At 44.0% G+C, this 545-nt stretch carries 1 protein-coding gene; it reads right to left on the bottom strand.

Features of this window, described 5'->3' with window-relative positions; all coding sequences use genetic code 11:
• Positions 1-14: 14 nt before the first annotated feature.
• Positions 15-506, bottom strand: a complete 492-nt coding sequence (locus WMO75_RS19800; RefSeq protein ID WP_109273659.1) for a PcfB family protein — start codon at positions 504-506, stop codon at positions 15-17.
• Between the last annotated feature and the right edge of the window lie 39 nt (positions 507-545).

Genomic DNA, 545 nt, shown 5'->3' with positions numbered 1-545 from the left:
ACCGATTTGCTTTTTCATCGGCTCTGCTCCTGATGCCGGTTCTTTACTTTGTCCTTCGATTTCTTTGGCATCATTGCCCGGTAAGCTGCAAGACGCTTATGAATAGAAGGTTTATTCGCTTTTTGAATCTGTTTCTGGGAAAACTCACGGAAAGCAGCATTGAGTGCATCCTGATCACGTCCCTTGAAGAATACCAGATAAACCGGAGGCTCTTTGCTCTTGTCTTTTTTCAGAGCATAATTGATCCCGTATTTTCTGGCATACCGTTCAAAGGACTTGATATTTTTGTCCGTGATCTCGATATTGACCATCCCGGCATTCTGTTTTGCCAGCTCTTTTACCGTGACCTTTCCCTGTTTCGGCTGATTTTTCTGTGCTTTCTTCTCTACTGATTTCTGCTTCTGATGACGCAGATACGCAACAAGAACCTTTTTCAACAGGTCTGCTGTAATCTTAGTAGCCCGAATACAGAACGTGACCGTTTTCTGAGTTACCTCTTCCTGCATGACTTTTCCCTCCTTTCAGCGATTCAACTGCTGTCCAGA

The organism is Blautia intestinihominis, from assembly GCF_040096655.1.
Lineage (GTDB): Bacteria > Bacillota > Clostridia > Lachnospirales > Lachnospiraceae > Blautia_A > Blautia_A intestinihominis.
Note: the sequence above shows the minus strand (reverse complement) of the source record. Positions and strands in the feature narration are given on the sequence as shown.